Here is a 25,513-nt window from a genome sequence, read left to right as displayed (position 1 = left end):
GGGTACTACTTGGCGGAGAGCGAGGACGAGCCGCTCAACAGGCACGCCCACTGGTTCCAGTTGTTCGGGTCGCAGTTGATCGGCGTCGCCGCCCGATCCTGTTGCTGCGGCTCGAGTTCGAGCGGTTCGGCGGATGCGGTCGCCATCGATACGACGGCGGCGGCCGCCAGCAGGGCGCCGGTGATGAGGGTGCGAGCTGTCGTGATCATGAGCACAAACTAGCCAAGGGGCGTGGAACCGCGCATGACCCGAATTCCGTTGGCCCGCAATCCCTTGCGGGCCAATCGGTGTTCACGTCAGTGTTGCAGGACCTCGACCTCGCGGACCGGGGCCTTGCGACCGAACTTGGCGCGCAAGGGGTAGACGGCGGCGACGATCAGCAGGCTGACCGTGGCCGCGATCAGCTGGTAGCGCTGGTCGTCCTTGGTGGCCATGGCGACGAAGACGGCGAAGATGGCGATGATGACCGCCCAGCTGATGTACGGGTAGCCCCACATGCGGTAGGTGAGGGCCGAGGGGTCCTCGCGGCGGAGGCGGGCGCGCAGGCGCAACTGGGAGAACATGATGGCCAGGTAGACGAAGGCCAGGACCACGCCGATGGAGCTGACCAGGAAGTTGAAGACCTTGTCCGGGGAGACGTAGGAGGCGATGACCGCGCCCCAGGCGGCGACCGTGCCGAGCAGGACGGCGCGGGCCGGGACGCCGCGCTTGTTGACCTTGACCAGGGAAGCGGGGGCGTCGCCGTCGCGGGTGAGCACGTAGAGCATGCGGGAGGAGACGTAGATGGCCGAGTTCAGCACCGAGAGAACGGCCGTCAGGATGACGACCTCCATGATGGTGCCGGCGGCCGGGACGCCCATGCGGTCCAGAGCGCTGACGAACGGGCTCTTCAGGACCTGGGCGTCGTTCCACGGCAGGATGGTCACGACCAGGAAGATCGAGGCCACGTAGAACAGGCCCACGCGCCAGAGCACATTGTTGGTGGCGCGGGCCACGGCCTGGCCCGGCTCCCGCGATTCGGCCGCGGCGACGGTCACGATCTCGGTGCCGCCGAAGGCGAACATGACGATGACGATGGCGGAGAAGATGCCGGTGACGCCATTGGGGGCGAAGCCGCCGAAGGCGGTGAGGTTGCCGAAACCGGCCTCGGCGTCGGGCCACAGGCCGAAGACCCAGGCGGCGCCGATCACCAGGAACAGCACGATGGCGACGACCTTGATGGAGGCGAACCAGAACTCGAATTCGCCGAAGGACTTCACCGACACCAGGTTGACCGTTGTCATGACGATGAGCAGCCCGGCCGAGAGCACCCACTGCGGCAGATCGATCCAGCTCGCCAGGATGGCCGCCCCGGCGACCGCTTCCGCGCCGACCAGGATGACGTAGAGGTACCAGTACAGCCAGCCGATGGTGAACCCGGCGAACGGGCCGAGGGCCATGCGCGAGTATTCGGCCAGCGAGCCGGCCACCGGCCGGGCCACCACCATCTCGCCGAGGGCGCGCATGACGCACAGCACCAGCAGTCCGGCGGCGGCGTAGGACAGGATGGCGGCGGGACCGGCGGTGCCGATCACCGAGCCGCTGCCGACGAACAGGCCGGCGCCGATGGCGCCGCCGATGGCCAGCATGGTCATATGGCGACGGCGCAGTCCGGTCCGCAGCCCTTGCTGCTCGGTGCTGCTCGGTTCCGACATCTGACCGCCACCTTCATGTTGCTCGAGTGTTGCCCGAACACCATATCGGGGCTGGTCAGGCTATAAAAATCGCAGGTGCGCCCGGTAGCCTTCCGATACCCCTGTAATGCCCGAATTCTGTTCCCCGCCTGCCGCTTCCGAACGGGAGTACCGTCGAACCCATGACCGAGCCGAAGACGGGGCAGGTACGCGTCGAACCGTGCGCCAAGCGAGTGCGCGTCTACCTGGGCGGCCAGCTGGTCGCCGATTCCAGCAGCCCCCGGCTGGTGTGGGAGCACCCCTACTATCCGACCTACTACCTGCCGGCCGCCGATCTGCGTGCCAAGCTCGAACCGACGGGCGCGAGCCGCACCTCCGCGGAGCGCGGCGAAGGCCTCGAATTCGACGTGGTGGCCGACGGGGCCGTCGCGGCGGGCGCGGCCGTGCGCTATCCGGACTCCCCCATCGAGGCATTGCGCGATCTGGTCCGGCTGAAGTTCGACGCCATGGACGAGTGGTTCGAGGAGGACGAGCCCATCTACGTCCACCCCCGCGATCCCTACAGCCGCGTCGACATCCTCGGCAGCTCCCGGCACATCCGCGTGGAGATCGACGGGCAGACGGTCGCCGATTCGCACGCGCCGCGCATCCTGTTCGAGACCGGGCTGCCGCCGCGCTACTACCTGCCGCTCACCGATGTCCGCATGGATCTGCTGCGGCCTTCGGACACCACGTCCCAATGCCCGTACAAGGGCACCGCCGAATACTGGAATATCCGGATCGGCGAGAACGAGTACCCGGATCTGGTGTGGATCTACCGCACCCCGCTGCCGGAGAGCCAGAAGATCGCGGGCCTGGCCTGCTTCTACAACGAGAAGGTCGACATCTGGGTGGACGGCGAACTGCAGGCCCGGCCGCAGAGCCCGTTCAGCTGAATCCGCTACTCCCCCAGGATTTCCGAGACCAGCCGCGGTAGCGCGACCCCGATCGGGTCGCGCACCACCTCGGCGGCGTACGGGTCATAGGGCGTCGGCTCGGCATTCACGATGACCAGGTCGGCGCCCGCATCCACCGCCACCGCGCACATGGACGCGGCCGGTTCGACCTGCAGCGAAGTGCCCACGGCCAGGAAGATGGCGCTGCGCTCGGCGATCTCCACCGCCGCGCGGATGGCGTCCGAATCCAGTTGCTGGCCGAACATGACCACCCCCGCCTTCAGAATGCCGCCGCAATCCGGGCAGTCCGGATCCGGTTCCCCCGCCGCCACCCGCTCCAGCGTCGCCGCCATGGACACGGTGAAATCGCAGTCGATACAGACGACCTCGAACATATTCCCGTGGATCTCCACCACGGTCGCCGACCCGGCCCGCTGATGCAGCCGGTCGATGTTCTGCGTAATGATCCCGACCTCACGCTCACCCGCCAGCCGCACCAACGCCTCGTGTGCCGCATTCGGCCGCGCCTGCCACGCCGGATTGTCCCGCCGCGCCAGCCACGCCCGCACCCGCAACTCCGGATCCGCCACATAGTTCTGATACGTGGACAGCAACTCCGCAATCGGATCCTTGGTCCACACCCCGCGCGGCCCACGGAAATCCGGAATCCCGGAATCCGTCGAAATCCCCGCACCGGTCAGTACGCCGATCGGGCCCTTGCGAGTGCGCCAGTCCGTCACTCGCCCGAGGGTAGTCCCGTCCGGTCACGGCGAGCCAGAGCATTTCACTCAGGGCGTCACGACCGGACCACCCGCAACAGCGATGGCCCCCGCGGATTACGCGGGGGCCATCGTCGATTCGAGGGGAAGCTACCTCACAGCCAGGTGTCCAGCGTGGTCGTGGTGAGGAAGTGCTCGAGGTCCGCGCGCCAGGGCGCGGGGGTGGTCTTCTCCGGTTCGATGGCGGTGTATTGGCCCCGGTAGAAGAGCAGCGGCCTGCCGGAGTCGGTGGACTCCGACAGGGCCTGCACTCGGCCGATCACGATGTAGTGATCGCCGCCGTCGACGACCTGGTCCACAGTGCACTGGATCGTGGCGAGGGCGTCGTCCAGGAGCGGGAGCTCCAGGTCCGATGTGCGCCAGGAGATTCCGGCGAACTTATCGGGTTCGCGGGAGCCGAAGCGGGCGCAGACGGGCTGTTGTTCCTCGGCGAGGATATTGACGCAGAAGGTGCCGCTGCGCTCGATGGCCGCCCAGGAGCGGGAGCCTTTGGTGGGGCAGAACAGGACCAGCGGCGGTTCGAGGGACAGGGCGGCGAAGGACTGGCAGGCGAAGCCGATCGGGGCGCCGTCCTCGCCGAAGGTGGTGATGACGGTGATGCCGGTGCAGAACTGGCCCAGCACATTCCGGAACGCCCGCGGGTCGATGACCGGTTGCGCGTCTGTCGTTGTCATGTTCTCCGCCCCGTCCGTCATCGCTACTTGAACCCGATCGAGAAGTCGTGGCCCCACAGGCTCACCGCGGTGGACTCCCGGGCGATCCACGACTCGTCTTCGACTTCCAGGCCCTCGCAACCGAATTCGATATCGAAGCCGCCGGGGGTCTTCATGTAGAACGACAGCATCTTGTCGTTGATGTGCCGGCCCAGAGTGGCCGACATCTTCACCTTCTTGCGCAGCGCGCGATCCAGGCAGAGGCCGACGTCGTCGGAGTTCTCCACCTCGACCATGAGGTGCACGATGCCGGTCGGATTGGGCAGCGGCAGGAAGGCCAGCGCGTGATGGCGCGGATTGCAGCCGTAGAACCGCAGCCACGCCGGATCGCCGTCGGCGGGGCGTCCCACCAGCTGCGGGGGCAGCCGCATGGAGTCACGCAGCCGGAAGCCCAGCACATCCTGGTAGAACGCCTGTGCGGCAGCATCATCGGTGCAGGTGAGCACCACGTGCCCGAGGCCCTGCTCGGCGGTCACGAACTTGTGGCCGTAGGGGCTCACGAACCGGCGGCCGACGTACTGCGCGCCGTGGAACGCCTCCAGGGTGTTGTCGGAGGGGTCCTGGAATCGGATCATGCCCTCGACGCGGCGCTCGGCCAGCTCCTCCTTGGTGCCCTCGACGTAGGCCACGCCGGCCTTGGACAGGGTCTCCCGAAGCCGTTGCAGCGCAGGCGCGTCGGTGACTTCCCAGCCCGAGACCAGCAGCCGGTCCTGCTCGCCGGGCACGATCACCAGGCGCGCGGCGAACTCGTCCATGCGCAGGTAGAGCGCGTCCGGATCGGGGCCGTCGCCCTCCATCATGCCGAGCACCTTCAGGCCGTACTCGCGCCAGGCCGCCATATCGGTGGCCTCGATGCGCATGTACCCCAGTGCCTTGATCCCCATGCTTACTTCTCCTTGACGCCGAGCAGGAAGTCGGTTGCCAGGCGGTTGAATTCGTCGAACTTCTCGAGCTGCGCCCAGTGTCCGCACCCGCCGAACACATGCAGTTGTACCCGCGGCACCATCTTCAAGGCTACGAGAGCGCCGTCGATCGGGTTCACGCGATCTTCGCGGCCCCAGATCATGAGCACGGGCTGGCGCAGCTTGAAGGCGTCGCGCCAGATCATGCCCTTGGCGAAATCCGGTCCGGCGAAGGACTTGCCCATGGCGCGGGTGGCCGCGAGCGACTCCGGCTTGCTCGCGGAGGCGAACCGCTCCTCGATCAGCTCGGGGGTGATCAGCGACTGGTCGAAGACCATGATGCGCAGGAAGGCTTCCAGATTCTCGCGCGTCGGTTCGTAATTGAACTTGGCCAGCAGCTTCACGCCCTCGGTCGGATCCGGCGCGAACAGGTTGGTGGACAATCCGCCGGGACCCATGAGCACCAGCTTCCCGGCGCGATCGGGATAGTCGAGCGCGAACCGGGTCGCCGCGCCGCCGCCGAGCGAATTACCCAGCAGGTGAACGCGATCGGTGATGCCGAGGGTGTCCAGCAGATCCTTCAGCGCCGACGAGCTGTGCACGAAGTACTGCGGGTGCTCGGTCGGCTTGTCCGAGAGCCCGAAGCCGGGCTGGTCCACCGCGAGGACGTGAAAGTCCTTGGCCAGCACCGGAATATTCTTCGAGAAGTTCGACCACGAGGTCGCGCCCGGCCCGCCGCCGTGCAGCAGCACGATGGTGGGGCCGTTGCCGACCCCCGCCTCGTGATAGTGCAGCTTCAGATCCGGCCGCACCTGCGCGTAGCGCGAGGTGGATTCGAAGGTGATTTCTCCCACTGAAGTCATCGGGCTACACCATCGTGTCGCCGACGGGCAGCCCGAAGGCGTGCGTTCCGTACATGACATAGGCGCGCTCGGCGTCATTGGCCGCGTGCACCCGACCGGCGTGCGCATCCCGCCAGAACCGCTGCAGCGGAGTGCCATTGGCGAGCGCGGTCGCACCCGAGGCCTCGAAGAGCTTGTCGATGGACTGAATGGCCCGCCCCGTGGCCCGCACCTGATCGCGGCGCGCACGAGCGCGCAGGTCGAACGGGATTTCCTCGCCCGCAACGAGATGCGCGTACTCCTCGGCCACATTGCCCGACAGCTGCCGCCAGGCGGCGTCGATATCGCTGGCGGCCTCGGCGATGCGCACCTTGCCGAACGGATCGTCCTTGGCCTGCTCGCCGGCGTAGGCGGCGCGCACGCGCTTGCCCTGATGCTCGACGTGCGCTTCGTAGGCGCCGTAGGCCATGCCCACGATGGGGGTCGAGATGGTGGTGGGGTGAATGGTTCCCCACGGCATCTTGTAAACCGGGTCGGTATTCTGCTCGAGGCCAGGCGATTTCAGCTCGCTCATGGCGCGGAAGCTGAGGAAACGGTGCTTGGGTACGTACACATTCTCGACCACGATGGTGTTCGAGCCGGTGCCGCGCAGGCCGACCACGTGCCACACGTCGTTGATGGTGTACTCGGTGCGGGGAATCAGGAAGCTGCCGAAGTCGACCGGCTTGCCGTTCTTGATCACCGGGCCGCCCACGACCACCCAGTCCGCGTGCCCGGAGCCGGACGACCACGCCCAGGAGCCGTTGACGGTGTAGCCGCTGCCGTCCTCGGTGACCAGGCCCGCGCCCATGGGCGCATAGGACGAGGAGATCCGGACATCGGTGTTCTCGCCCCAGACCTCTTCCTGCGCACGCTGATCGAACAGCGCCAGGTGCCAGTTGTGCACGCCGATGATGCCCGCCACCCAGCCGGTGGAGCCGCAGGCGCTGGCGATCTTGCGGACGGTGTCGTAGAAGACGACCGGGTCCGCGGCGTAGCCGCCCCACTGACGCGGCTGCAGCAACTTGAAGAACCCGGCGCTCTGAAGATCCTTGATGGATTCCTCGGGAATCTGGCGCAGATCCTCTGCCTCCTGCGCGCGTTCGCGCAGCGTGGGCAGCAGCGCCTCGACCCGCTCAACTACTTCTTGCGTCATCTCGCCAGTTGCTCCTGCCTGGTGAATAGGTATCGGGAAGCGGTTCCTCTGTGCCCCTGAGAGTAGAACACGTTCCTATTCCTGTCGAGAACGGCGTTCAAACGCGGCCCGAACCAGCCCCAGCCAGGTAGTTGGACGTTCTACTGGCCAACTTTCGATCAATTTTGTAACGTGTTCTAGTACTTCCAAGGAGGAAAACGATGGCGACAACCCCCCAAGGGCCCCGCGGGAAGGTCCGCGAGATCGACGTGGGCTCCATGCCCACCCGCTACGCCCGGGGCTGGCACTGCCTGGGACTGGCCAGCACGTTCCGTGACGGGAAACCGCACGCGGTCAATGCTTTCGGCACCAAGCTGGTCGTTTTCATGAACAGCAAAGGTGAGCTGAAGGTACTGGACAGCTACTGCCGCCACCTCGGCGGCGACCTGTCCATGGGCGAGGTCAAGGGCGACTCCATCGCATGCCCGTTCCACGACTGGCGCTGGGGCGGCGACGGCAAATGCACCGAGATCCCCTACGCCCGGCGAGTGCCGCCGCTGGCCCGCACCCGGGCCTGGACCACGCTGGAGCGCAACGGCCAGCTGTTCGTCTGGCACGACCACGAGGGGTCCCAGCCCACCGACGAGGTGACCATCCCGTACATCGACGGGCCGTTCACCAATGCCGACGGCAGCCCCGCCGAGACGCTCAACGACGGCTGGACGCCCTGGACCTGGCACTCCATGCTGATCGAGGGCTCCAACTGCCGCGAGATCATCGACAACGTCGTGGATATGGCGCACTTCTTCTATATCCACTACGCCTTCCCGACATACTTCAAGAACGTCCTGGAAGGGCATGTCGCGACGCAGTACCTCAAGACCAAGGGCCGTCCCGATATCGGCTCCGCGGCCGAGGCGGGCATCGACGTGACCCTGGAGTCCGAGGCCTCGTACTTCGGGCCGTCGTACATGATCAATCCGCTGCTCAATATCTACAGCGGGTTCCAGGTCAAGACGGTGCTCATCAACTGCCACTACCCGGTCACGCAGGACTCCTTCGTGCTGCAGTGGGGCGTGACGCTGGAGAAGCCGAAGGGACTGCCCGACGAGCAGGCCCAGAGCTTCGCCGACAAGATGACCGAGGGCATCTCCGAGGGCTTCCTGCAGGATGTCGAGATCTGGAAGCACAAGTCCAAGATCGACAATCCGCTCCTCACCGAGGAAGACGGGCCGGTCTACCAGCTGCGCCGCTGGTACGAGCAGTTCTACGTGGACGTCGCCGATATCGACCCGAAGATGACGCAGCGCTTCGAATTCGAGGTCGACACCTCCAAGGCCAATGAGGCCTGGGAGAAGGAGGTGGCCGAGAACCTGCGCAAGCGCCAGGAAGCCAAGGAGGCCGCCGAAGCCGCTGCCGCCGCGGCGGAATCGCAGGAGGCGGGAGTCTGATGACCAGCTGGGCGAAAGCACCCGACTTCGCGGATCGTCCCGACCAGCAGGCCTTGGTGCGCGCCCAGACGGTCCTCGACAAAGAGCACTACATGGAGTCCGGGCTGACACCCATTGCGTGCCGGTCCTGCGGAACCGAGGTGCTGGTGCGCAAGCACAGCGCCCACCAGAAAACCGTGCAGTGGACGGTCAATCCGGCCGACCATTGCCCGGTGTTCCGCAAAATGGCCGAGGCCGGACCGGTTTTCGGTAAACCGGACTCCTGCCCCAACCTGGAGAAGACCATCGAGCATGCCATCGCGGAGGGGCTGCTCGAGATAGACGACTAGTCGAGACGGAAGTCCGCGAAGTCGAATCCCGGCGCGACGACACAGCTCACGAGCACGTAGTCGTCGCCCGCCGGCCGGGCGGCCTGGCTGATCCCGCCGGGGACCACCGCCTGGGGCCGCTGCCCCTGCTCGACATCGGGTCCGAGGACGATCTCCTCGCCCCCGATGTTCAGCAGCAGGGGCCCGCCCCGATGCCACAACCACAGTTCGTCGGAGGCCACCGTATGCGGCGCGGACTTCTCACCCGGCAGCAGCAGGAAGTAGATGGCGGTCGCGCTGGCGCGCTTGCCGTCATAGCCCGCGGGCTCGAATTCGACTCCACTGCGCCAGGTTTCGCGATACCAGCCGCCCTCGGGATGCGGCAGCAGGTCCAGTTCGGCAGCCAGCTTCGGCCGGTCGTCGCTCATGGTGCCAGGGTAGGCGCTCCCCAGGGCCGCGTCTTCATCTGAAACATCATCGACCGGGAACTGGTGGCGGACCCTTCTCGGGCTTTGCCGCCACCAGTTCCCGGTCGACGTCGTTTCACATGCCTGCACGCGACTTGCGGGACCAACCTCAGCGGGACTCGATGGTCCAGGTGATGCCGTGCGGGGCGAAGGAGTCCAGCATGTCCGCCGCGTCGAAGGCTTCGGCGGGGGCCAGCGCGCCCGGGCGGGCGGCGCCGGTGGCGAGGCGGGTGGCGACCTCGGCGGCCATGAGGGCGGAGTCGCGGTAGGAGTCGACGCCGCTGACCAGGCCGCGCACCTGTGTGCCGTCCGCGCCGACGGTGTCCACGATGACGTGGTAGCGCAGGTCGGAACTCGGTGTGTCCGGGATGGATTCGAGGGCCTCGGGGGTGAATTCGCCGAGGTGGGAGAGGATCTCGCTGTCCAGGATGCCCGCGACGTAGGCGACGTCGGAGTGGCGGGGGATGGTGATGACCGGGGACTGCGGGAACTTCGATACGGGGGTCGGGGTGGTGTCGCCCGGCATGGTCACCTCGGTGAAGCGGGTGAGCGGGCCGGTGCGCAGTTCGCCGTCCTCGTAGTGGTAGCCGCCGGAGGTGAACCAATCCAGGCTGGCCAGAACGGTTGTGGCGCTGCCCTTGGAGCCGTTGCCCTTGCTGCGGCTGAGGTGGCTGACCACCAGCGCGGCCGGGCCGGGCACCCGGCGGGTGGTGAGGTGGCCGAGCAGATCGCCGGGCAGGTTGTTGTCGGTGATGCCCGGAATCACGGTCACGCCCGCGGCCGCGGCGCGGTCGCCGTACTCCTCGAATACGCGCTGCACCCAGAGCTGCTCGCCGGAGGTGTCGGTGTAGTGCGCGCCCGCCGCGATGGCCGCCTCGATCACCGGGGCGCCGCGGACAGCGAAGGCGGACAGTGCGCTGATCACCACGTCCGCTCCGGTGAAGGCGGCCACCAGGGCGGGGTGGTCGTCGAGATCGGCGAGCCGGATTTCGGCGTCGGGGAGATCGGCGGCCAGGGCGGCCTTGCGCAGCCGTTCGGCATTGCGGCCCACCAGGATCGGGGTGATGCCGCGGCGGCGCAGTTCGGTGAGCAGGTGGCCGGCGGTGTGGCCGTTGGCTCCGTAGACGGCGATGGTCGGGGCCTGATCGTTGTTCGTCATGGCTTAGAAGTTATTGCTCTTCTATGAGCATATGAATGGCTGAATTGCTCATTGCTATGCCTGAAACGCTCATATCGCGAGCGGTATGGTGGAGCCGTGGACATCCTCAGCGAGACCATCGCGGCCCTGCGTACCGGCAACCCGGCCTCCGGCCTGTTCATCCGGCACGCACCGTGGGGTCGCCGCTACCCGGTGGTGCCGGGCGTGGGATTCCATGTGGTGCTGCAAGGTTCCTGCTGGGTGATCCCACCCGCGGGTGAACCGATGGCAATGGGCCCCGGCGACGTCCTGCTCATGCCGCGCGGCGCCGACCACGACCTGATGGACGATCCGCGCAGCCCGGTCACCGAAATGGCGCGCCCCGGCGAACCCCGCGAGATCCCCGGTCCGGGCACCCGCACCGCATTGCTCTGCGGCGCTTACGAACTCGGCCGCCGTCGCAGCCATCCCCTGGTCGACGATCTACCCGAGTTCATCCATCTCCCGGCGCGCCCCGGCCGCCATCCCGCACTGCGAGCCGCCGTCGACCTGCTGGCCGGTGAGATCACCGAGCCACGCCCCGGCAGCGACGCCGCCATCCCCGCACTGCTCGACTCGCTACTGCTGTTCATCCTGCGCGCCTGGTTCGACGAACAAGCCGCCGCCCGCGCCACCGGCTGGGCGGGCGCCTTCACCGACCCTGCCGTCGCCACCACCCTGCGCGCCATTCACACTGCGCCGGAACGCGCTTGGACGGTCCCCGAACTGAGCGACCTGGCAGGTGTCTCCCGAGCCACCCTGGCACGCCGCTTCACCGCCACGGTCGGCGAGCCACCGCTGTCCTACCTCACCCGCTGGCGCATGCTCACCGCGGCCCGCCTGCTCCGCGAAACCGACACCCCGCTGGCCGCCGTAGCCCACAAGGTCGGCTACCAATCCGAATTCGCCTTCGCCAAAGCCTTCAAACGCGAATACGGCTCGGCCCCAGGCCAATACCGCCGCGCCGAAGACAAGCCCGCAGTGATCGCCGTCTGACCATCAACAGCGACCGTTTCGCTCCACGCCTCAGAGCCCGAGCGCCTCGGCAAGCTGGGCATTGGTCGGCTCCACCAGCACCGCACCGCCCGGCACCACGATCACCGGAATATTCTTCCGCCCACCCGCCAACTCGACGGCCCGCTCCCGCGCCACCTCGTCCTGCTCCACATCGATCTCCGTGAACGCCACCCCGCGTTCCTTCAACCAGACCTTCGCGCGCCGGCAGTCACCACACCAGTCCGCTCCGTACAGCACGATCTCGTCCATAACGTCCGACTCTAGCCTCGCCTAAGAGCCGAACCATTGGTGTGGCTGGCCGGTGATCGCGGCAATGCAGTCGAAGTCGTGGTCCCGATGCAGCAGGGTCAATCCCCGCAATTCGGCCGTAGCAGCGAGGATCAGGTCGACCGGCCCCGCACTGCGAAGCTGCCCCCGCTGGGTCAGCTGCCCCTGCACCTCCCAAGCCCGGTCATATGCATGGTCATCGACCGGTTCCCAGCAGAACAATGCCTGTATGTCCTCGATCGCTTTCGTCCGATCGGCCATCGATCGCGCGGAGTAGAAGAACTCCAGTTCGGTGATCGGGCATATCGCGATCAAGCCGGCCGCGGCAGCATGCTGCCAGGACAACGAGTCCGGAGTCCTTCGCATCAGTCGGACCAGCGCGCTCGTGTCGATGAGGAATTGCGCGGCGCTCAACGGCGGTAGTTCCGCTTGTCCTCGAGCAACTCCAGATCGAATGCGCCATCGGCGGCGGCATCCTGTAGGCGAGTCAGAGCGAGCGCACGCCGCCTGGTCTCGAGGACTTCACGCAGCGCCGCATTCACAGTGTCCTTCTTGGTACTGGTTCCCAGCGCCTTCGACACATCGGAAACGAGCTGATCATCGAGATCGATCACGGTCCGTGCCATTGTCGCCACCCCATGTTGATATCTGATACTGAATCAAGGATATCACTGTTGATATCCCGCTTCGAGGCTCACAGAGTCCGGTCAAGTTACCCACAAGGAGCGGTTACGGTCTGTCCGTAGCGTGAGGGGCATGTCCGATCTGGCGCGCATCACCTCCGACCCGGCCGTCTGCAAAGGGCGGCCGGTGATCCGGGGCTCGAGTTATCCCGTCGAGCTGTTGCTCGACCTGCTCGCGGCGGGTGTGCCCGCGGTCGAGATCCTGTCGGACAATCCGGGGTTGGAGGCCGGTGATCTGCATGCGGCGCTCGAATACGCTGCGGCTGTGACCGTCATGCCGTTCCGGGCGGCTTGAAACAGGGCTGGGCCGCGACCGATTCGGTCGCGGCCCAGCGTGTCACCCCCGTTGCTGGTTGTCCCTCCGAGCTCAGGCGGTGACGGTCTGCTGTTCCCGCTGGAGTTCCAGGGCGATATCGATCAGCTGGTCTTCCTGACCGCCGACCAGCTTGCGCTTGCCCGCGCGGACGAGCATTTCCGCGGCGGACACGCCGTAGCGTTCGGCCTGACGCTCCGCGTGGCGCAGGAACGACGAGTAGACGCCAGCGTAGCCCATCATGAGGGCCTGGCGGTCCAGTAGGCATTCCGAGGGCATGGCCGGGCGGACCACGTCTTCGGCGGCGTCGGTGACGGCGAAGAAGTCGACGCCGGTCTTGATGCCGAGCTTGTCGCAGACGCCGATGAAGGCCTCCACGGGGAGGTTTCCGGCGCCGGCGCCGAAGCGGCGGGCGGAGCCGTCGATCTGAGTGGCGCCCGCGCGCACCGCGTAGACGGAGTTGGCGACGGCCAGGCCCAGGTTCTCGTGGCCGTGGAAGCCGACCTGCGCGTCATCGCCGAGTTCGGCGACCAGCGCGGCCACGCGATCCGTAACCTGGTCCAGCACAAGGGCTCCGGCGGAGTCCACGACGTACACGCACTGGCAGCCGGCGTCGGCCATGATGCGGGCCTGCTTGGCCAGCAGCTCCGGGGTGGTGGAGTGCGCCATCATGAGGAAGCCGACGGTCTCCAGGCCCAGTTCCCTGGCGAGGCCGAAATGCTGGATGGAGACATCCGCCTCGGTGCAGTGCGTGGCAATGCGGACAATGCTCGCGCCATTGTCCTGGGAGATCTTGATGTCTTCCTTGACGCCGACGCCCGGCAGCATGAGAACCGCGATCTTGGCCTGCGTGGCGGTCTCCGCGGCGGCCTTGATCAGTTCCTGCTCAGGGGTTTTGGAGAAGCCGTAGTTGAACGAGGAACCGCCGAGGCCGTCACCGTGGGTCACCTCGATGACCGGCACGCCGGACGTATCCAGGGCCGCGACGATATCGCGCACCTCGGTGACGGTGAACTGGTGGCGCTTGTGATGCGAACCGTCCCGCAGCGAGGTGTCGGTGACGCGCACATCGAGTTCGCCCGAGAAGGGCTTCAGCACAGTGCTCATGGGTCGAATCTCCTTACACCCGAGCCGAGATGATCTGATCCGCCAGCACATCGCCCACCTTGGTGGCGGCGGCGGTCATGATGTCCAGGTTGCCGGCGTAGGGCGGCAGGAAGTCGCCCGCCCCCTCCACCTCGACGAAGATCGAAACCTTCGCCATGCCACCGGAAATCACCGATGGATCGTCGTACTGCGGCTCGTTGAGCAGCCGGTAGCCGGGCACGTACTCCTGGATGGACTTCTCCATCTCGTGAATGGACGCGGTGATGGCCTCGCGGTCGGCATCCTCGGGAATGGCGCAGAAGATGGTGTCGCGCATGATCATCGGCGGTTCCGCCGGGTTCAGGATGATGATGGCCTTGCCGCGCTGCGCACCGCCGATGGTCTCGACGCCCTTGGAGGTGGTCTTGGTGAATTCGTCGATATTGGCGCGGGTTCCGGGACCGGCCGACACCGAGGACACCGACGCCACGATCTCCGCGTAGGCCACCGGAACCACCCGCGATACCGCTGCCACCATCGGAATCGTCGCCTGCCCACCGCAGGTGATCATGTTGACGTTCGGCGCATCCCGCAGCGAATCGAGGTTGACCGGCGGAATCACGGCCGGGCCCACCGCGGCGGGGGTGAGGTCGACCGCGCGAATGCCCGCGGCCTCGTACTTGGGCGCGTACGCGCGATGCACGTACGCCGAGGTGGCCTCGAACAGCAGATCCGGCTTCTCCGGCAGCGCCAGCAGCCAATCCGCGCCCTCCGCGGAGGTTTCCAGCCCGAGCCCGCGAGCCCGCTTCAGGCCCTCGGAATCCGGATCGATGCCGATCATCCAGCGCGGCTCGATCTTCTCCGAGCGCAGCAGCTTGTACAGCAGATCGGTGCTGATATTGCCGGACCCGACGATCGCGGCGGTGACTTTGCTTGCAGTCACGGCTTTCTCCCTTGTGCGGTGATGTCAGTGTCAGCTGAAGGACAGCCGGACGGAACCGAGTCCGGCGAACTCGGCGGTGAAGTCGTCGCCCGCGCGGGCGTCGATGGCGCGGGTGCAGGAACCGGGCAGCACGATGTCGCCCTTCTTCAGGCGCACCCCGAACGAGGCGACCTTGCGGGCCAGCCAGGCGACGGCAATGGTCGGATCGCCGAGCACGGCATCGCTGCGGCCCTCGGCGACCACCTCGCCATTGCGGGTCAGGACGGCGTCGATCTTCTTGATATCCAGCTGATCCGGCGCGACGCGCGCCGGGCCGAGCACCCAGCCGGCGGAGGAGGCGTTATCGGCGATGGTGTCGCACAGCCCGATCTTCCAGTCCTTGATGCGGGTGTCGATCAGTTCGATGGCGGGCGCGTAGGCGACGGTGGCCTTCAGGACGTCCTCTTCGGTGCAGTCCGCGCCGGGCAGATCCGCACCGAGCACGAATCCGACCTCGACCTCGACCCGGGGGTAGAGGTATTTCGACGTATCGACCGGAACGTTTTCGAAGACTTCCATCTCGGCGAGCAGATGCCCGTAGTCCGGCTCGTCCACGCCCATCATCTGCTGCATGGCCTTCGACGACAGGCCCACCTTGTGCCCGATGACAACGGCGCCGTTCGCGATCCTCCGGCGCATGTTCACCAGCTGGATCTCATAGGCGTCGACCACGTCGATCTCGGGATGCCGCGCGACCAGCGGGTCCAGCGGCACCCGATCGCGCTCGGCCACGGCGAGCTCATCTGCCAGTTCACTCCGGAGCGCGTCGCTCAGCACGCTGTCTTCCTTCCACTAGAAACTGAAACGAGTTTTTGTGAAGAACATCGCGTCAGCGGTCCTATCTGCCAGACCAACATAGACCAAACCAGGATTGATTCTATAACGTGTTCTACATGACTGATCGGGATTATGACGTGGTGGTGGTCGGCAGCGGTGCCGCCGGTATGACCGCCGCCCTCACTGCCGCGCACCGCGGTCTGCGCACGGTGCTCATCGAAAAGGCCGCGCACTACGGTGGCTCGACCGCTCGCTCCGGTGGTGGCGTCTGGATTCCGGGCAACAAGGCGCTGCTGGCCTCGGGCCGTCCCGACGACCGCGAGGACGCGCGCACCTACCTGTACAACATCATCGGCGATGTGGTGCCGAAGGAGAAGATCGATACCTATATCGACCGCGGCGCAGAGGCTTTCGACTTCGTCCTGGACAACACCCCGCTGAAGATGAAGTGGGTGCCGGGCTATTCCGACTACTACCCGGAGGCGCCGGGCGGCCGCTCGGAGGGCCGCAGCTGCGAGCCCAAGCCGTTCGATCTCAAGATCCTCGGCGAGGAGCGGCGCAATCTGGAACCGCCGTACAGCAAGGCGCCGCTGAACGTGGTGGTCATGCAGGCCGACTACCGCAAGCTGAATCTCATGCGGCGGCACCCGATCGGGTTCGCGACCGTCCTGCGGGTCGGCGCGCGCTGGGCCTGGGGCAAGGTGTCCGGCAAGGAGCTGGTCGGCATGGGCCGGGCCATTATCGCCGGTATGCGCAAGGGCCTGCAGGACGCGAATGTGCCTGTGCTGCTGAATACTCCGCTGACCGGGCTGATCATCGAGAACGGCGTGGTCACCGGAGTCGAGGCCGAGCAGAACGGCGAGACCGTCCGCTTCACCGCCAAGCACGGCGTCATCCTGGCCAGCGGCGGCTTCGAGCGCAATGCCGATATGCGGCACAAGTATCAGCGCGAACCCATTACCGCCGACTGGACCACCGGTGCGCTCGCCAATACCGGCGACGGCATTCGCGCGGGCCACGACGCGGGCGCGGCACTGGATTTCATGGAGGACGCCTGGTGGGGTCCGACCACGTTCCAGGGCCCGGGCCGGACCTGGTTCTGCCTGGCCGAGCGGAATCTGCCGGGCAGCATCATGATCAACGAACAGGGGCGGCGCTTCGGTAATGAGTCCGCTCCTTACGTCGAGGCCGTGCACACCATGTACGGCGGCGAATACGGGCAGGGTGAGGGTCCGGGCGAGAACGTGCCGTGCTGGCTGGTCTTCGATCAGCGCTACCGGAGTCGCTACATCTTCGCCGGGTTGCAGCCTGGCCAGCGGATTCCGTCCCGCTGGATGGAAAACGACCTGATCGTCATCGCGCCCACCCTGGCCGAGCTGGCCGAGAAGATCGGAGTGCCCGCCGATAACCTGGCCGCCACCGTGAACCGCTTCAACGGCTTCGCCGAGACCGGCAAGGACGAGGACTACGGCCGCGGCGACAGCGCCTACGACCGGTACTACGGCGATCCGACCATCAAGCCGAACCCGTGCCTGAACAAGCTCGAGGTCGGCCCGTACTACGCGGTCAAGATGGTGCCCGGCGATCTCGGCACCAAGGGCGGCCTGGTCACCGACACCACCGCGCGCGTGCTGCGCGAGGACGGCTCGGTGATCGAGGGCCTCTACGCCGCGGGCAATACCTCCGCCCCCGTCATGGGCCACACCTATGCCGGGCCCGGCGCCACCATCGGCCCGGCCATCACCTTCGGCTACCTGGCCGCCCTCGATATCGCCGCCAAGGTGGAGAGCAGCCGGCCCGCCGCGGTGTAGAACCGGCGGCCCGCCACGGTGTAGAACCGGCGGCCCGCCGCCGTGAAAGCCTCCTGGACCGACCCAACCCGGTTCAGGAATGGGTTGGGCGCGAGTCCAGGTCACGTGGGACCCGCGCCCAACCCTCTCAGCCAATCGAACAGCGCGCCGCGCCCGAGGCGTCCCGGCGAGCGGACCGCGGCTTGCGGAGACGCGCGCGAGCGCCGCACGATCGAACCGAGTGAGTTCGCATCGCGGGTGCCGTCCACCGATCCCACCGAGGAGAACTTCATGCCCATCGACCTGAATATCGCGCTCGGCGCGGCACTTCCGTCGCGGGAGTTCAGCTGGACTCCCAGCGATGTGCAGACCTACAACCTGGCGCTGGGCGGCGGTGCGCGCTGGACCGATCCGGCCGAACTCCGCTATCTGGACGACCGGAATCCGCAAGTGCTGCCGTCGTTCGCGACCGTCGCGCCGTCCTTCCACGAGACCGAGCCGCCGCGGGTGCGGTTCCCGGGCATCGATATCGACCTGGCGAAGGTCGTGCACGGCAGCCAGGAGATCGTGGTGCACCGCCCGATTCCGGCCTCCGGCAAGGCCACCACCACCGGCCGCATCACCGATATCTGGGACAAGGGGTCCGCGGCGGTCGTGTGGCGCGAGGACACCGTGGTCGGCTCGGACGGCGAACCGCTGTGGACCGCGCGCTCGTCCATCTTCGCCAAGGGCGAGGGCGGGTTCGGCGGCGCGCGCGGCGCCTCGGCCAAGGTGGAATTCCCCGACCGCGCACCGGATTACGATGTGCTCACCCCGACGCTGCCGCAGCAGGCTCTGCTCTACCGCATGTGCGGTGACCGCAATCCGCTGCATTCGGACCCGGAATTCGCCCGTAATGCCGGGTTCCCCAATCCGATCCTGCACGGCCTGTGCACCTACGGGCTGGTGCTGAAGACCGCCACGGACACCGCACTGGACTCGGATGCCGCCCGGGTCACCGGTTTCCGCGCCCGTTTCGCCGGTGTGCTCTACCCGGGTGAGACCATTCGCAGCCGGATCTGGCGCGGGGACGGCGAGCTCGGCATTGCCGCCACGGTCGTGGAGCGCGAGGACGCGCCGGTGCTCGCCGACGTCACCCTCAGCTTTTCGGCCTGATTCAGGTCAAAACAGCAGGGCCGTGGCCGAATTTAGGTCGCGGCTCGGTTTGTTTTGTCTGATTTGGGCCATTTTCGAGCCATTCGGCCCGCCCTGATCTAGACCTTGACCGATACCCGGCCACGATTCGCGCGCGCGAACTGGCCCGGCGACTGCCCCTTCCAGGCCCGGAAGGCCGAGGTGAAGGCGGAAACGCTGGCATAGCCCAGGCGCACGGCGGCCTGCTCCACGGTCATTCCGGTAATGAGCAATTCCTCGGCGAGCAGGCCGACCGTCTCGGTGGTGAGTTCGCGGAAGGTGGTGCCCTCATCGGCCAGGCGGCGGCGCAGGGTGCGGACGCTGATATCGAGCTCGGCGGCAATGCGGGCCTGATCGGCGACGCCGCCGCGGCTGATGAGCAGCTGGCGCACGCGGCCGCTGACGCCCTGGCGGCGCTTGCGGCGCTGCATGAGGTCGGCGCACTGCTTCTCGTAGTAGCGGGCGGTGGCCGCATTCGCTTGCGGCAGTTGCAGATTCTGAATGCTGGCCGGACCGGTGACCACCGAGCGGGGCGCGTTGAAGACGACCTCCTCGACTCCGAGCATGGCGCCGAACATCTCGTAGACCGGGTGCGGCGGGAAAGCCACGGCCACCCTGGTCAGGGGCGGGCGCATGGGCATGACGTCCTGCTGAATGGTCCAGATGGCGGCCACATCCCGCTCCACCGCGAAACGGCGCAATTCAGGCGGAACCTGACTGTCGTCGCGAATGATGGAGACCTCCTGATCGTTCATGACCAGGGTGTGGCGGGCGACGGTGAAGGACAGGTCGGCATAGCGCAGCGCCATCTCCACGGCGTCGCGCACGGTACTGCAGCTCATCAGGGCGAAGCCGAGAACGCCCAGGCTGGGCGGGTGGCAGAGCAGCCCGGCCATCAGGCCGACGCCGGGTTCATCGCCCACTCCGGCCACGACATTGCGCATCAGGGCCAATTCCTGCCCGAGGGTGATCTCGGCGGTGGAATCCACCAGATCGGCTTCCCGAATGCCCGTGTCACGCAGCACCACAGCCGTTTCCAGCCCCCGGCCGGTGGCGAAGTCGACCAGCAGCGCCGCGCTGGTAATGGAGCGCAGTTGTGCCTGCCCGTCGGTCACCTTGTCAATCGTCGCAAACTTTCGGCGTATGCGGACCCGAAACGGCTGGCTAAGTTGCTGGCGGAGGCCGAAATTCGCCTGTTTCTGACCCATGACGCGCTGGCCGAAGTAACGTCTCGAGCCATACGGTGAATATCTAGCGAACTACATCCAATTGAAACCGATTGACTGGAGAAGGTGAGCAAATGGCCGCCTGGCAAGTGTTCACGGCCACCCTTGCGATGCTCGCGATAATGGCGATCACCGTCATGAGCCTGCACCATCCCACCCGCGATCCGGACCGGCTCTCCGTGGACCGGATTCGCGAACGAATCAGCAACGAGCGCAATATATCTCCCGATCCCGAACCCATCTCCAACGCATGGTCGCACCTGGCTCCCGAGGAGCCCTTCGGGGTGAGCGAGGCCCATCGCACCATGCAACAGCACCGCCGGTGCCCGGTCACCGAATGCGCCCGCAAGGCCGCCGCGTTCCGGGCGCTCATCGACGCCGGCCGGATCAAACCGACCCGCATGCCACCCGCCCTCCAGTAACCGGAACTACCCGTCTGACCTGCAGTGCGGTTGGACGGGCCGCCCCGCCCCGCCGGTCGCCCTCCGGTGGGGCGGGGCGGTTTCCCGATTCGCTACAAGGTTGCCGGTGCACGTGCATCTGCGCTTACCGTTCGCCCGCAGTCTGCTGCCACTCAATCCTCGTTGTCTCGGGTTACCATGCCGGACCGGGGATTTACCCGTCCGGCGACCCGGATCCGATTCGCGCAAACCCTCGAACGCACGATGCCGAATCACAATCCGGAGAGATAGCCGGGCGGTACCGCCGCCACCAGCCAGACCCCATTGGTGCTGACCCGGAATTCGTGACCGTCGCGCGCCATGGCGGCGGCATCGACCATGAGCACCACCGGCTTCCCGCGCCGCGCGCCCACCTTCACCGCGGTCTCCAGGGCTGCGGAGAGGTGGACCGCGTGCCGGCGCATGGGTTTCAGCCCCTCGGCCCGAATGCCGGGCAGGGCAGCGGCGACCGTGCCGTGATAGAGCAGGTCCGGCGGCGCGCTCACCGCGTAGTCGAGTTCCACGTCGATGCTGTGGCCCTGGCTGGCGCGGATGCGGGTGCCGGTGGGGTCGAATTCGAAGCGGCGCTTATCGTTCCTCACGACCACTTCGTCCAGTTCGGGACGCGTGAGGACGCGGCCGCCCCGCGTCAGGGCCGCCAGCAGCTCGGCGACCTCGACCCAGCCCGCGGCATCGGGCTCGAGCCCGATCTCGCCCGGTGCGTGCCGCAGGTGGTACGCCAGCCGCTTGGAGGTCTTGACCAGCTGTGCGTCGTTCATGCGCAGAGTCAACCAGGGCGGCGGGCGGATTCGAAACGAATTATCCCGCGACCGGTGGGTCCGCGACCGGCTGCGGCGCGGCGGGCCGGTCATCGGCGAGGCCCCGGATTATCCAGGCGTAGAGCAGGATTACCGCGATCGGGGCCGCGATGGGTATCCAGGCGAGACCGGCGGGCAGCAGTGTCGCGGCGCCGGCGGCCGCGGTGAAGACGAGCGCGCCCGCCACCGAGGGCCCCGTGGTCGGCACCACGCCCACCGGAGCCGACACAGTGGCCGTATTCAGCAGATACGTGGTCGCGACCAGACCGATGGCGCCCGCCACCAGCGCACCGGTATCGGCGATGGCGAGCACGGCCAGCGCCGCCAGGGCCGCGCCGACCGCGGCGGCCCGCCACCGCCAGCCCGCCACCGCGAGCAGCAGCACCGGTACGGCCGCCCAGGGCTGCACCAGTGCGACGCCGAGGGCGAGCAGCAGGCCGGACAGGACGGCGAGGAATCGGGTCATCGCCGCACCCGCACGGTGCGGCGGTGTTCGGGCAGCAGCCGCATGACCTGATCGAGGCGCGCGTCCTCCGGCCACGGCACGATATCCACGCCCACGGTGCCCATATCGCGGTACATGGAGGTGCGCTCCAGCTGCCACATGCGCGCGAGGGTGGAGTCCAGCCCGTCGCGGAACGGCGGGCCGCGCAGCACGTCCACCACCACGACCACGTGCCCGCGCTTGCGCAGATCGATGAGCGCCAAGGCGAATTGGGTGTCCAGCAGTGTGGAGAAGGCGATCACCACCGCGCCGATGGGCACGGCCGCGTGCGGGGCGAGCGTGCCGGAGGTGCTGATGTGCTCATCGCCGACATCGAGCACGGTGTCGACGATGCGATAGAACTGGCGGCGTCCGATATCGGGCCGCAGCCAGCGCGGCGCACGGCCCAGGCAGACCACGGCGGTGCGATCCCCGGCCTGCAGGGCCGACTGCGCGACCTGCGCCGCGCCCCGCACGGACAACTCCAGCGAATCACTCGCCGGGCCCGGCGCCTGCAGCGAGGTGTCCACCAGCACAACCACATCCGCCGCCCGATTGGTGAATCGCTCGGTCACGAAGAGCCGCCCGCGCCGTGCGCTCACCCGCCAGTTCACGGTGCGCAGCTGATCGCCGGGCGCGTACGCGCGCACATCCGCGAACTCCACGCCGGGCCCGTGCCGGCGCGTCAGATGCGAGCCGATGCGCTCGGGAAGCTCGGTGCGCGGCAAGCGCATTCGCTGCGGATCGGTGATCGGGTACACGTACACCTCACCGGCGGGCAGCCACACCGACGCCACCGCCAGCCCCGCCGGGCTCAGCGCCGTCACCCGCACCGGCACCGGATACCGCCCCCACCGCGGCGCCGACAGCGCCACCCGCAATCCGGCCGGGGCCGGACCGGAATCCACCGCCTCCTCCACCCGCGACTCCATCCCGGGCACGCCCCCGGGATGCAACCGCAGCAGCGCGTGCCCGCTCTCCACGAACGCGGCGGCGGTCAGCGCCACCTCCTCGGTCTCGAAGCAGCGCAGAATCCCGGCGCCATCGACCTGAATCCGCGTGCGCGACTGCTGCAATGGCGCGGTCGCCAGCACCCCGAGCATGGGCGCGGCGAACACCACCAGCTGCCACTGCCCGATGACCACCGCCAGGACGAGGGCGGGCGCCGACACCGCCGCGAGCATGAACACCAGCGGCGCCGGCCGCCAGCGCAACTCCGCCTCGATTGCGGTGGACATGTCGCGATGCCTCATGCGCACCCCGCATCTCGCTCGCCGCGCGATGCACAGCGATGGCGCCGGAGCGCGGGTTCCGGTCGCCGGAACCCGGATCGCGTGAGCATGGCGGGCCGGCCGATCTCGGCAGGCCCCGGAGGCTCGGCCAGGACGATAACCGCTGCCTCACTGGTAGACAGCGCAGGAACGCCCGGCGCGCGGTTGCGGCACCCAGCACCGGACCGGCCCGGGGCCGGTCGTGGCTGAGTGTGCCCGAGTCTCATACGCGTCTCATCCTGTGCCCGTAGGCTTCTCACGCCGTCGTGGCGCGCGGGACCGGCAGGCGGCGCAGCAGTTCGCCGATCACATCCTCGCCGCGGATGCGGCGGACCCACATCTCCGGGCGCAGCGTGATGCGGTGCGCCATGGCCGGAACGGCCAGGGCCTTCACGTCTTCGGGGACCACGTAGTCGCGATTGTTGAGCAGGGCCCGGGCGCGGGCCATCTGGACCAGATCGAGTTCGGCGCGGGGGCTGGCGCCCACTTCGACCTGGGGGTGGCTGCGGGTAGCGGCGGCCAGCGAGACCACGTAACCGACGACATCGGGGTGGACGGTGACGTATTCGACGGACTGCCGCATCTCCATCAGGCCGTCGACATCCACCACCTGGCCGATCTGCGCCGGTTGCGCACCGCGTTCCAGGCGGCGCCGGATCATCTGCATCTCATCGGATTCGGAGAGATACCCGAGGCGCAGCTGCATGGCGAAGCGGTCCAGCTGGGCCTCGGGCAGCGGATAGGTGCCCTCGTACTCGATGGGGTTGTCGGTGGCCATGACGATGAAAGGCTGCGGCAGCGGGAAGGTTTCGCCGTCGATGGACACCTGCCCCTCGGCCATGGCCTCGAGCAGCGCGGCCTGGGTCTTGGGCGGGGTGCGGTTGACCTCGTCGGCCAGCAGCATATTGGCGAAGACCGGCCCGCGGCGGAAACTGAAACGGCCGGACTGCATGTCGTAGATGGTGGAGCCGATGAGATCGGCGGGCAGCAGGTCCGGGGTGAACTGCACGCGGGTGAAGTTCAGGCCGAGGGCGGCGGCGAAGGACCTGGCAATGAGGGTCTTGCCCAGCCCGGGCAGATCCTCGATGAGGATGTGGCCGCCGGACAGCACCGCGATCATGATCAGCTGCAGCTCGTCCCGCTTGCCGACCACCACCCGCGACATCTCGCGCAGCACGGCATCGGTCCGCTTGATGGTCACGTCCATCGGTGAGGTCATGTCGTATCTCGCATCTCGTTCACATGTTCTGGAGGCGGCGCAGGATCTCGTCCAGGGCCGGTCGGCCCGGGGCCCGGCCGACCTGATCGCGCAGCGCCGAATTCGCGGGATCCACCCAGCGCCACAGTTCCGGTCCGAACTGCAGCATTCCGGCCGCCTCGTGCGCGCGCCGGTTCTTGGCCATGCGGTGTCCGCTGGTCAGCTCGAATTCCTTGGCCAGCAGCGGCCTCAGATGCCGATCCCAGTCGGCGCGCGAGCCCTCGGCCCGATCGGCCAGCATCTGGGCGCGAGCCTGCCAGCGGTGCAGCATTTCGGCTGGGCCATTGTCGATTTCGTGATCCGCGGGCCCGTCCTCGCGGAGCCGGCGATTGCGTTCCACCAGCGACCACAGCAGCAGCGCCAGCGCCCCGGCCACCGGAATGCCGGCCGCCGGCAGCAGGGTGGCGCGATCATTGCCGAAGGCCAGCAGCTCGAACACCACGACCAGGACCAGCCCGCCTATCACGATCGCGATCCGATTCATTGCCGGTACCCCCGAAACCGCGGCCGGACAGCCACGGCGCCAATGCTTCTCATGCCGCCTGCCCCTGCAGATCAGCCAATACGATACGCAGCAGCTGCTCGGCCCGCATCCGCTGCCACTCCAGCATCGAGTGCGGGCTGAAGCGCGCCTCCTCGAACAACGCCACCAGCTCGCGCGCCGAGGCATCGTGCAGGAAGCCGCGATCGAAGGCGCGGGCCAGCACCTCGGAAGGCGTGTCGGAGGCCAGCGGCGCCACCTCCCGCGCGGTCGACAGGCCGTGTTCCATGGCGACGTAGCAGGCGATGATGGCCGTGCGCGGATCCTGGCCCGGCGCGGTCATGGCCGCCAGGCCCATGGCCGCCACCTTCGCGAGGGATACCGCCTCGGTGGGTTCGGCCGGACCGAACTGTCCGGCCACGGGCGTCGGACGGCGTGCGGCGGTCACCGCGACCACCACCAGGCCGATCAGAGCGACCAGTACCAGCACGGCCGCGCCGATGGCCACCAGCAGCAGCGCGGTACCGCCCAGCGGCGGTGCGGATATCGGCGGCTCACCCGGCGGCGGGGGCGGCGCCGACTCCAACGTCGTGGAGGCCGGGGCCTGCGGAGCGATGGTGGCCTGTTCCTGGCCCGGACCGACCAGGTACACCGAGATGGCCGCGGCGGCCACCAGCACGATCGCCGCCAGGCCGATCAGGGCGATCAACGCGATCCCGCCGAGCCGCCACGCCCGCCGATCCGGGCGGCGCTGCGGTTCGGGCAGGGCCAGCGGCAGGTGGTGCTGGCTGTTGATCACCCCGGCCACCAGGATCACCGCCGAGACCAGCAGCAGCACCGGCATGAGCGCGAGCGCCACCGCGGAGGGGGTGTGCGGCGCGGACGGCCCGCCGGTGCCGGGAATATGCCCGCGCAGTGCGACGACGGCCAGCACGAGCAGCGCGATCAGCCCGATCGCGCGCGTTGCCACCGTCCCCACCCCAGTCACGAGCGCTCCCAACCAGAGTTCCGCACAAATCAGGCACA

Annotated in this window: 30 protein-coding genes; 8 read left to right on the top strand and 22 right to left on the bottom strand. The window is 67.7% G+C overall.

From position 1 onward, the window contains the following. Positions 1-5: 5 nt before the first annotated feature. Together ACYQ5L_RS03095 and ACYQ5L_RS03090 are read right to left on the bottom strand one after the other, a co-directional pair. The gene (locus ACYQ5L_RS03095) at positions 6-209 is read right to left on the bottom strand and encodes a hypothetical protein (RefSeq protein WP_459955321.1); all 204 of its coding nucleotides are present in this window, start codon (positions 207-209) and stop codon (positions 6-8) included. Between the two features lie 87 nt (positions 210-296). Next, positions 297-1,694 carry an amino acid permease gene (locus ACYQ5L_RS03090; protein WP_459955320.1) on the bottom strand — a complete coding sequence of 466 codons (1,398 nt, stop codon included), beginning with the start codon at positions 1,692-1,694 and terminating at the stop codon, positions 297-299. A 161-nt stretch (positions 1,695-1,855) separates the two neighbouring features. Between ACYQ5L_RS03090 and ACYQ5L_RS03085 the strand changes: the two genes are divergently transcribed. After that, the gene (locus ACYQ5L_RS03085; RefSeq protein ID WP_459955318.1) at positions 1,856-2,608 is read left to right on the top strand and encodes a DUF427 domain-containing protein; all 753 of its coding nucleotides are present in this window, start codon (positions 1,856-1,858) and stop codon (positions 2,606-2,608) included. Between the two features lie 5 nt (positions 2,609-2,613). On the opposite strand, the gene ACYQ5L_RS03080 is transcribed toward ACYQ5L_RS03085, so the two are convergent. From ACYQ5L_RS03080 to hsaA, 5 genes are all read right to left on the bottom strand, one after another. After that, complete coding sequence (locus ACYQ5L_RS03080; RefSeq protein WP_459955317.1) at positions 2,614-3,348, bottom strand: SIR2 family NAD-dependent protein deacylase; 735 nt, start codon at positions 3,346-3,348, stop codon at positions 2,614-2,616. Between the two features lie 134 nt (positions 3,349-3,482). Beyond that, positions 3,483-4,061, bottom strand: a complete 579-nt coding sequence (gene hsaB, locus ACYQ5L_RS03075) for a 3-hydroxy-9,10-secoandrosta-1,3,5(10)-triene-9,17-dione monooxygenase reductase subunit (protein ID WP_459955316.1) — start codon at positions 4,059-4,061, stop codon at positions 3,483-3,485. A gap of 23 nt (positions 4,062-4,084) precedes the next feature. Next, positions 4,085-4,984: an iron-dependent extradiol dioxygenase HsaC gene (gene hsaC / locus ACYQ5L_RS03070; protein ID WP_459955314.1), complete on the bottom strand. Its 900-nt coding sequence runs from the start codon at positions 4,982-4,984 to the stop codon at positions 4,085-4,087. A 2-nt stretch (positions 4,985-4,986) separates the two neighbouring features. Next, a complete protein-coding gene (gene hsaD / locus ACYQ5L_RS03065; RefSeq protein ID WP_459955313.1) occupies positions 4,987-5,865 on the bottom strand; it encodes a 4,5:9,10-diseco-3-hydroxy-5,9,17-trioxoandrosta-1(10),2-diene-4-oate hydrolase in 879 nt (292 codons plus the stop codon). Positions 5,866-5,869: 4 nt separating this feature from the next. Beyond that, entirely contained in the window at positions 5,870-7,039 is a 1,170-nt protein-coding gene (gene hsaA, locus ACYQ5L_RS03060) for a 3-hydroxy-9,10-secoandrosta-1,3,5(10)-triene-9,17-dione monooxygenase oxygenase subunit (RefSeq protein ID WP_459955311.1), read from the bottom strand. 200 nt (positions 7,040-7,239) lie between these two features. Between hsaA and ACYQ5L_RS03055 the strand changes: the two genes are divergently transcribed. Beyond that, the gene (locus ACYQ5L_RS03055; protein ID WP_459955309.1) at positions 7,240-8,469 is read left to right on the top strand and encodes a 3-ketosteroid-9-alpha-monooxygenase, oxygenase component; all 1,230 of its coding nucleotides are present in this window, start codon (positions 7,240-7,242) and stop codon (positions 8,467-8,469) included. Further along, a complete protein-coding gene (locus ACYQ5L_RS03050) occupies positions 8,469-8,798 on the top strand; it encodes a hypothetical protein (protein ID WP_459955308.1) in 330 nt (109 codons plus the stop codon). Before ACYQ5L_RS03055 ends, ACYQ5L_RS03050 begins: the two co-directional genes overlap by 1 nt. Here ACYQ5L_RS03050 and ACYQ5L_RS03045 read toward each other — a convergent pair. After that, on the bottom strand, positions 8,795-9,205 hold the full coding sequence (locus ACYQ5L_RS03045; protein WP_459955306.1) for a cupin domain-containing protein: 411 nt from the start codon (positions 9,203-9,205) through the stop codon (positions 8,795-8,797). The two genes, ACYQ5L_RS03050 and ACYQ5L_RS03045, sit on opposite strands and share 4 nt — an antisense overlap. Before the next feature lie 148 nt (positions 9,206-9,353). Continuing rightward, positions 9,354-10,403, bottom strand: coding sequence for a saccharopine dehydrogenase NADP-binding domain-containing protein (locus ACYQ5L_RS03040; protein WP_459955302.1), 1,050 nt, complete (start codon positions 10,401-10,403; stop codon positions 9,354-9,356). 96 nt (positions 10,404-10,499) lie between these two features. Between ACYQ5L_RS03040 and ACYQ5L_RS03035 the strand changes: the two genes are divergently transcribed. Then, positions 10,500-11,417, top strand: a complete 918-nt coding sequence (locus ACYQ5L_RS03035) for an AraC family transcriptional regulator (protein ID WP_459955300.1) — start codon at positions 10,500-10,502, stop codon at positions 11,415-11,417. A gap of 30 nt (positions 11,418-11,447) precedes the next feature. Here the strand turns inward: ACYQ5L_RS03035 and ACYQ5L_RS03030 are convergent, their stop codons facing one another. The 3 genes from ACYQ5L_RS03030 to ACYQ5L_RS03020 are packed head-to-tail and all read right to left on the bottom strand — an operon-like array spanning position 11,448 to position 12,331. Beyond that, the gene (locus ACYQ5L_RS03030) at positions 11,448-11,687 is read right to left on the bottom strand and encodes a glutaredoxin family protein (RefSeq protein WP_379192397.1); all 240 of its coding nucleotides are present in this window, start codon (positions 11,685-11,687) and stop codon (positions 11,448-11,450) included. A 21-nt stretch (positions 11,688-11,708) separates the two neighbouring features. Beyond that, positions 11,709-12,119: a PIN domain nuclease gene (locus ACYQ5L_RS03025; RefSeq protein WP_459955298.1), complete on the bottom strand. Its 411-nt coding sequence runs from the start codon at positions 12,117-12,119 to the stop codon at positions 11,709-11,711. Further along, entirely contained in the window at positions 12,116-12,331 is a 216-nt protein-coding gene (locus ACYQ5L_RS03020) for a type II toxin-antitoxin system VapB family antitoxin (protein WP_459955296.1), read from the bottom strand. Before ACYQ5L_RS03020 ends, ACYQ5L_RS03025 begins: the two co-directional genes overlap by 4 nt. Positions 12,332-12,461: 130 nt before the next feature. Here ACYQ5L_RS03020 and ACYQ5L_RS03015 point away from each other — a divergent pair, with 130 nt between their 5' ends. Beyond that, complete coding sequence (locus ACYQ5L_RS03015; RefSeq protein ID WP_459955295.1) at positions 12,462-12,683, top strand: DUF433 domain-containing protein; 222 nt, start codon at positions 12,462-12,464, stop codon at positions 12,681-12,683. 72 nt (positions 12,684-12,755) lie between these two features. Here the strand turns inward: ACYQ5L_RS03015 and dmpG are convergent, their stop codons facing one another. Genes dmpG through ACYQ5L_RS03000 form a run of 3 tightly spaced genes read right to left on the bottom strand, consistent with a single transcriptional unit; the run spans position 12,756 to position 15,546 of the window. After that, positions 12,756-13,808, bottom strand: coding sequence for a 4-hydroxy-2-oxovalerate aldolase (dmpG, locus tag ACYQ5L_RS03010; protein ID WP_459955293.1), 1,053 nt, complete (start codon positions 13,806-13,808; stop codon positions 12,756-12,758). A 13-nt stretch (positions 13,809-13,821) separates the two neighbouring features. Next, positions 13,822-14,730 carry an acetaldehyde dehydrogenase (acetylating) gene (locus ACYQ5L_RS03005; protein ID WP_459955292.1) on the bottom strand — a complete coding sequence of 303 codons (909 nt, stop codon included), beginning with the start codon at positions 14,728-14,730 and terminating at the stop codon, positions 13,822-13,824. A gap of 30 nt (positions 14,731-14,760) precedes the next feature. After that, positions 14,761-15,546, bottom strand: coding sequence for a 2-keto-4-pentenoate hydratase (locus ACYQ5L_RS03000; protein WP_459955291.1), 786 nt, complete (start codon positions 15,544-15,546; stop codon positions 14,761-14,763). 107 nt (positions 15,547-15,653) lie between these two features. On the opposite strand from ACYQ5L_RS03000, the gene kstD reads away from it, so the two are divergent. Both kstD and ACYQ5L_RS02990 read left to right on the top strand, forming a co-directional pair. Then, the gene (gene kstD / locus ACYQ5L_RS02995) at positions 15,654-17,357 is read left to right on the top strand and encodes a 3-oxosteroid 1-dehydrogenase (protein WP_459955290.1); all 1,704 of its coding nucleotides are present in this window, start codon (positions 15,654-15,656) and stop codon (positions 17,355-17,357) included. Positions 17,358-17,627: 270 nt separating this feature from the next. After that, complete coding sequence (locus ACYQ5L_RS02990; protein WP_459955288.1) at positions 17,628-18,491, top strand: MaoC family dehydratase; 864 nt, start codon at positions 17,628-17,630, stop codon at positions 18,489-18,491. Between the two features lie 98 nt (positions 18,492-18,589). Here the strand turns inward: ACYQ5L_RS02990 and ACYQ5L_RS02985 are convergent, their stop codons facing one another. After that, a complete protein-coding gene (locus ACYQ5L_RS02985) occupies positions 18,590-19,624 on the bottom strand; it encodes an AraC family transcriptional regulator (protein ID WP_459955286.1) in 1,035 nt (344 codons plus the stop codon). Positions 19,625-19,809: 185 nt separating this feature from the next. Here ACYQ5L_RS02985 and ACYQ5L_RS02980 point away from each other — a divergent pair, with 185 nt between their 5' ends. Then, complete coding sequence (locus ACYQ5L_RS02980) at positions 19,810-20,157, top strand: hypothetical protein (RefSeq protein WP_459955284.1); 348 nt, start codon at positions 19,810-19,812, stop codon at positions 20,155-20,157. Positions 20,158-20,408: 251 nt separating this feature from the next. On the opposite strand, the gene ACYQ5L_RS02975 is transcribed toward ACYQ5L_RS02980, so the two are convergent. From ACYQ5L_RS02975 to ACYQ5L_RS02950, 6 genes are all read right to left on the bottom strand, one after another. Continuing rightward, positions 20,409-20,954, bottom strand: a complete 546-nt coding sequence (locus tag ACYQ5L_RS02975) for an RNA 2'-phosphotransferase (protein WP_459955283.1) — start codon at positions 20,952-20,954, stop codon at positions 20,409-20,411. 40 nt (positions 20,955-20,994) lie between these two features. Beyond that, positions 20,995-21,459, bottom strand: a complete 465-nt coding sequence (locus ACYQ5L_RS02970) for a hypothetical protein (protein ID WP_459955282.1) — start codon at positions 21,457-21,459, stop codon at positions 20,995-20,997. Further along, a complete protein-coding gene (locus ACYQ5L_RS02965) occupies positions 21,456-22,715 on the bottom strand; it encodes a DUF58 domain-containing protein (RefSeq protein ID WP_459955281.1) in 1,260 nt (419 codons plus the stop codon). The genes ACYQ5L_RS02970 and ACYQ5L_RS02965 overlap by 4 nt, the downstream gene beginning before the upstream one ends. A 289-nt stretch (positions 22,716-23,004) precedes the next feature. Continuing rightward, positions 23,005-23,967, bottom strand: a complete 963-nt coding sequence (locus ACYQ5L_RS02960; RefSeq protein ID WP_459955280.1) for an AAA family ATPase — start codon at positions 23,965-23,967, stop codon at positions 23,005-23,007. 19 nt (positions 23,968-23,986) lie between these two features. Continuing rightward, on the bottom strand, positions 23,987-24,490 hold the full coding sequence (locus ACYQ5L_RS02955; RefSeq protein WP_459955279.1) for a hypothetical protein: 504 nt from the start codon (positions 24,488-24,490) through the stop codon (positions 23,987-23,989). A 49-nt stretch (positions 24,491-24,539) separates the two neighbouring features. Then, positions 24,540-25,457, bottom strand: a complete 918-nt coding sequence (locus ACYQ5L_RS02950; protein WP_459955278.1) for a DUF4129 domain-containing protein — start codon at positions 25,455-25,457, stop codon at positions 24,540-24,542. Positions 25,458-25,513 lie beyond the last annotated feature (56 nt).

Source organism: Nocardia sp. IFM 10818 (genome assembly GCF_054655275.1).
This window is presented reverse-complemented; position numbering and strand designations above follow the sequence as displayed.